Origin of the sequence: Microcystis sp. M_OC_Ca_00000000_C217Col, from assembly GCF_007095585.1 — a bacterium.
GTDB lineage: Bacteria > Cyanobacteriota > Cyanobacteriia > Cyanobacteriales > Microcystaceae > Microcystis > Microcystis panniformis.
In genome coordinates, this window is record NZ_SFBV01000164.1 from 1 (window position 1) to 4,355 (window position 4,355).

At 44.9% G+C, this 4,355-nt stretch carries 8 protein-coding genes and 2 pseudogenes; 2 read left to right on the top strand and 8 right to left on the bottom strand.

From position 1 onward, the window contains the following. Positions 1-105 precede the first annotated feature (105 nt). The 3 genes and pseudogenes from EWV66_RS09550 to EWV66_RS09560 form a co-directional block, all read right to left on the bottom strand. Positions 106-387: pseudogene (locus EWV66_RS09550) on the bottom strand (prepilin-type N-terminal cleavage/methylation domain-containing protein); the annotation flags it as partial. Positions 388-409: 22 nt separating this feature from the next. Continuing rightward, positions 410-718: a hypothetical protein gene (locus tag EWV66_RS09555; protein WP_287107605.1), complete on the bottom strand. Its 309-nt coding sequence runs from the start codon at positions 716-718 to the stop codon at positions 410-412. 102 nt (positions 719-820) lie between these two features. Then, positions 821-1,345, bottom strand: a complete 525-nt coding sequence (locus tag EWV66_RS09560) for a type IV pilin-like G/H family protein (protein ID WP_287107604.1) — start codon at positions 1,343-1,345, stop codon at positions 821-823. A gap of 153 nt (positions 1,346-1,498) precedes the next feature. On the opposite strand from EWV66_RS09560, the gene EWV66_RS09565 reads away from it, so the two are divergent. Together EWV66_RS09565 and EWV66_RS09570 are read left to right on the top strand one after the other, a co-directional pair. Beyond that, entirely contained in the window at positions 1,499-1,678 is a 180-nt protein-coding gene (locus EWV66_RS09565; RefSeq protein WP_287107606.1) for a hypothetical protein, read from the top strand. A 64-nt stretch (positions 1,679-1,742) separates the two neighbouring features. Continuing rightward, positions 1,743-2,156, top strand: a complete 414-nt coding sequence (locus EWV66_RS09570) for a four helix bundle protein (protein ID WP_002772592.1) — start codon at positions 1,743-1,745, stop codon at positions 2,154-2,156. A gap of 56 nt (positions 2,157-2,212) precedes the next feature. On the opposite strand, the gene EWV66_RS09575 is transcribed toward EWV66_RS09570, so the two are convergent. The 5 genes and pseudogenes from EWV66_RS09575 to EWV66_RS09595 form a co-directional block, all read right to left on the bottom strand. Continuing rightward, complete coding sequence (locus EWV66_RS09575) at positions 2,213-2,599, bottom strand: DUF4164 family protein (protein ID WP_052278090.1); 387 nt, start codon at positions 2,597-2,599, stop codon at positions 2,213-2,215. 86 nt (positions 2,600-2,685) lie between these two features. After that, on the bottom strand, positions 2,686-3,051 hold the full coding sequence (locus EWV66_RS09580) for a DUF4164 family protein (protein WP_287107603.1): 366 nt from the start codon (positions 3,049-3,051) through the stop codon (positions 2,686-2,688). Between the two features lie 53 nt (positions 3,052-3,104). Continuing rightward, positions 3,105-3,359 (bottom strand): shikimate dehydrogenase, encoded by a 255-nt coding sequence (locus EWV66_RS09585; protein ID WP_287115944.1) that lies wholly within the window; start codon positions 3,357-3,359, stop codon positions 3,105-3,107. A gap of 84 nt (positions 3,360-3,443) precedes the next feature. Next, complete coding sequence (locus EWV66_RS09590; protein WP_052278085.1) at positions 3,444-3,830, bottom strand: DUF4164 family protein; 387 nt, start codon at positions 3,828-3,830, stop codon at positions 3,444-3,446. An 85-nt stretch (positions 3,831-3,915) separates the two neighbouring features. Beyond that, positions 3,916-4,229: pseudogene (locus tag EWV66_RS09595) on the bottom strand (DUF4164 family protein). Positions 4,230-4,355: the final 126 nt, after the last annotated feature.

Here is a 4,355-nt window from a genome sequence, read left to right on the forward strand (position 1 = left end):
TATTAACCTATTTGTGCCTTAAGTCCTTTCCTGTATGGATTTCAGCTATTTTTGAGACTAGGCACTCTCATCGAATTTTATTTTAAGTTAATTATTTGCATAACAATTCCCGAAGAGCCGGGAAATAGTGGCAGCTTCCAGAGATAGTTCAGATAAAGTAGCAAAAGTCCCTTTTTCATAACGATAACCCTGTTGGGCGCGATTGATTAATCCCAGTGCCGCGCGCGCTTCTGCTTGCCTACCCTTAGCGACTTGTCCGAAGAGATTCGGTAAACTGATGGCAGCGAGAACCCCCAATAAAATCACCACTACTAACAATTCTATTAGAGTAAAACCCCTCGCTTTTTTTGCCTGTGATTTGATTGCTGAAAAAAGAAGGTATTTCATGGTTAGGCCCTGGCAATATTGACTATATTTTGGGTGTTGGGGTGTTGGGGTGGTCACTGCGTGCGCGTTGCGGGGGGTGTTGGGGTGTTGGGGTGTTCGGGTGTTCGGGTGTTCGGGTGTTCGGGTGTTCGGGTGTTGGGGTTTTGGGGTGTTCGGGTGTTGGGGTGTTCGGGTGTTGGGGTTTTAGTTGAAATTCCCCCACTTCCCCACTTCCCCACTTCCCCATTCCCCCACTTCCCCATTCCCCCACTTCCCCACTTCCCCACTTCCCCACTTCCCCACTTCCCCACTTCCCCACTTCCCCACTTCCCCACTTCCCGAAAAAAATCAAAAGCGCAAGGTTTCCAAGAGAAAATTTCCCTGCCACCTTCCGCTAGATTATCAATTGTTGGTTATTATGCCAGAAAGCTTTTAGGCAATCTGGGAAGAATATCTATCTGACCCGGGTACCAGTAGTGCAGGTAGCAGCAGTTATTGCTGCTGCTACTCCAGCAGTAGGATTAGCTGCTTCACAGATGATTGTTCTGACAACACCAGCGTTGTCTTGAGATACCGCAGCAGAGTAGTCGCGAATATCGTCGTTGAAGGCGCCGATAGCTGAAGCATTAGTTAGAGCAGAAGTGGTACTGGTGGCGGTAGGTCCGGTATAATTATAGTATTGAGGTTCTATAGATACGGGCAAGTCGCCAGTACTTACACTGCCAGCAGCGGCAGTAAATAGTCCAAAATTTCCCTGTTCTAAGCGGTAAGCCTGTTGAGCGCGGTTAACGGTACCGAGGTGGGTGCGAGCTTCCGCTTGTCTGCCTTTGGCTATCTGACCGAGGAGGTTGGGGAGAGCGATGGCGGCGAGTACACCGATGATGATAACGACAACTAGGAGTTCGATGAGGGTGAAACCTTTGTTACCGTTCTTTTTGTTGAGAGTTTGGAGGAGTTTGAATTTGAAGGTGGAGTTCATGGGTATATCCTTTGGTAAGTGTTTTTTGTTCTCTATGAACAACTTACCCACCTGTTTCAGAAAACCTATCACCCTTGGGAAAATTTTTTTTGGGGAAGTGGGGTGGTGGGGGAATGGGGGAATGGGGGAATGGGGTGATGGGGGAATGGGGTAGTGATGGGGTGGTGGGGTGGTGGGGTGGTGGGGTGGTGGGGTGGTGGGGTGATGGGGGAATGGGGTGATGGGGTGATGGGGTGGTGGGGTGATGGGGTGGTGGGGTGGTGGGGGAATGGGGGAATGGGGGAATGGGGTGATGGGGGAATGGGGGAATGGGGTGATGGGGGATTTTCCTGAATTTAGGTTTGACAAGAGGTATATATAAGGTAAAGTGAGAATCATCAGTCAGGAAAGGGGAATTATGGTGCAAAAACCGAAGAAATTGCTGAACACCCATGAAGATCTAGAAGTTTATCAAATCGCCTTTAATCTGGCTATGGAAATCTTTGAACTATCTAAAAAGTTTCCCGGGTCGGAAAAATATTCATTAATTGACCAAATTCGACGTTCTTCTCGTTCTGTCTGTGCTAATTTAGCGGAGGCATGGCGTAGAAGACGATATAAGGGTTCATTTTTGCTGAGATTAAATGATGCGGAAGCAGAAGCAGCAGAAAGCCAAGTATGGTTAAAATTTGCTGTTAAATGCCAATATTTAGATATTGAGACTGGTAGAAAACTTTATGGTCAGTATAATAAGGTTTTAGGACTGATCGTCATCATGACTAATAATGCCGATAAATGGCTACTAAAAACCCCAAAATCCCCAAAACCCTAATTCCCCAAAACCCCAAGTTCCCATTTCAGGTTAGGTTTAAGTATCGGGGGTAACTTCTAGGGATTGGGGAAAAAACCGAAAAGTTTAGCGGCACCTCCCAAGACAGCAACCACCAAAGCTATCAAAATCCCCCGGTTGGTAAATTCCTGATAACCAACCCGTACCGTTAATCCCTCGATTTTCTCGTCTAATACTTTAATATCGCCTTTTAACTCTCCCTTGAGTTCGGCCTGTCCGATTTCTACTTTGGTTAGCCGGTCTTCTACCTTGTCAAATCTCTCATCTACCTTGTCAAATCTCTCATCTACCTTGTCAAATCTCTCATTCATCCGTTTTTCAAGGGAGTCGATTTTCTCATCCATCCGTTTTTCAAGGGAGTCGATTTTACTCTCAATCCTAGTTAGGACAGCTTCTAGGGAATAAGTTACAGTTTCGTTAGACATTTTGCTATACTCCTCTGGGGTTTTCGGGTTTTTGAGCGGCCATTTATTATAATCCTAAGGGCTGTAACCGTTTCTAGGGGACAGTTCTAGGGATTGGGGAAAAAACCAAAAAGTTTAGCAGCACCTCCCAAGACAGCGACCACCAAAGCTATCAGAATCCCCCGGTTGGTGAACTCCTGATAAGCAACCCGTACCGTTAATCCCTCGACTTTCTCGTCTAATACTTTAATATCGCCTTTTAACTCTGCTTTGAGTTCGGCCTGTCCGATTTCTAATTTGGTTAGCCGGTCTTCTACCTTGTCAAATCTCTCATCTACCTTGTCAAATCTCTCATCCATGCGTTTTTCAAGGGAGTCGATTTTCTCATCCATCCGTTTTTCCAGAGAGTCGATTTTACTTTCAATTCTGGTTAGGACAGCTTCTAGGGAATAAGTTACAGTTTCGTTAGACATTTGCTAGACTCCTAAAGTTATCAATAGTTTTCGGGGTGTGAGACTGGAGAATTTTAGGGATTGTTACCGAGGAAAAGAATTCTAATCGCAACGGTGATAATTGCACCGATAGCGGCACTCATGGCACCGATAAGGATAGGGACAATCAGACCTCGAAAACCCTGTAGGTCAGAAATAGCCTTAACTAGAGTGTATTGCTCATTTTCATCTTTTTGCAAGGTGTCCATTTTCTGATTGACTTCCTTGATGCTGTCTTTAATTTCCTTAAGGACCGATTCTAGGGAATAGGTGACAGTTTCGTTGGACATTTTGCCATACCTCTATACAGTTTGGGTTTTTGAGCGGTCATTTATTATAATCCTAATGGCTGTAAACGTCTCTGGTGGCCAGTTCTAGGGATTGGGGAAAAAACCGAAAAGTTTAGCAGCACCTCCCAAGACAGCAACCACCAAAGCTATCAGAATCCCCCGGTTGGTGAACTCCTGATAACCAACCCGTGCCGTTAATCCCTCGATTTTCTCGTCTAATACTTTAATATCTCCTTTTAACTCTCCCTTTAACCCCTCGATTTTCTCGTCTAATACTTTAATATCGCCTTTTAACTCGGCCTTGAGTTCGGCCTGTCCGATTTCTACTTTGGTTAGCCGGTCTTCTACCTTGTCAAATCTCTCATCTACCTTGTCAAATCTCTCATTCATCCGTTTTTCAAGGGAGTCGATTTTACTCTCAATTCTGGTTAGGACAGCTTCTAGGGAATAGGTGACAGTTTCGTTAGACATTTGCTAAACTCCTATAGATTTTTGAGTTTTTCGAGCAGCTATTTATTATGATCATAAGGGAAGTAACCATTTCTAGGAGCCAGTTCTAGGGATTGGGGAAAAAACACCAAAAAGTTTAGCAGCACCTCCCAAGACAGCAACCACCAAAGCTATCAGAATCCCCCGGTTGGTGAACTCCTGATAACCAACCCGTGCGGTTAATCCCTCGATTTTTTCGTCTAATACTTTAATATCGCCTTTTAACTCGGCCTTGAGTTCGGCCTGTCCGATTTCTACTTTGGTTAGCCGGTCTTCTATCTTGTCAAATCTCTCATTCATCCGTTTTTCAAGGGAGTCGATTTTACTCTCAATTCTGGTTAGGACAGCTTCTAGGGAATAGGTGACAGTTTCGTTAGACATTTGCTAGACTCCTAAAGTTATCAATAGTTTTCGGGGTGTGAGACTGGAGAATTTTAGGGATTGTTACCGAGGAAAAGAATTCGGATAGCAACGGTGATAATTGCACCGATAGCGGCACTCATGGCA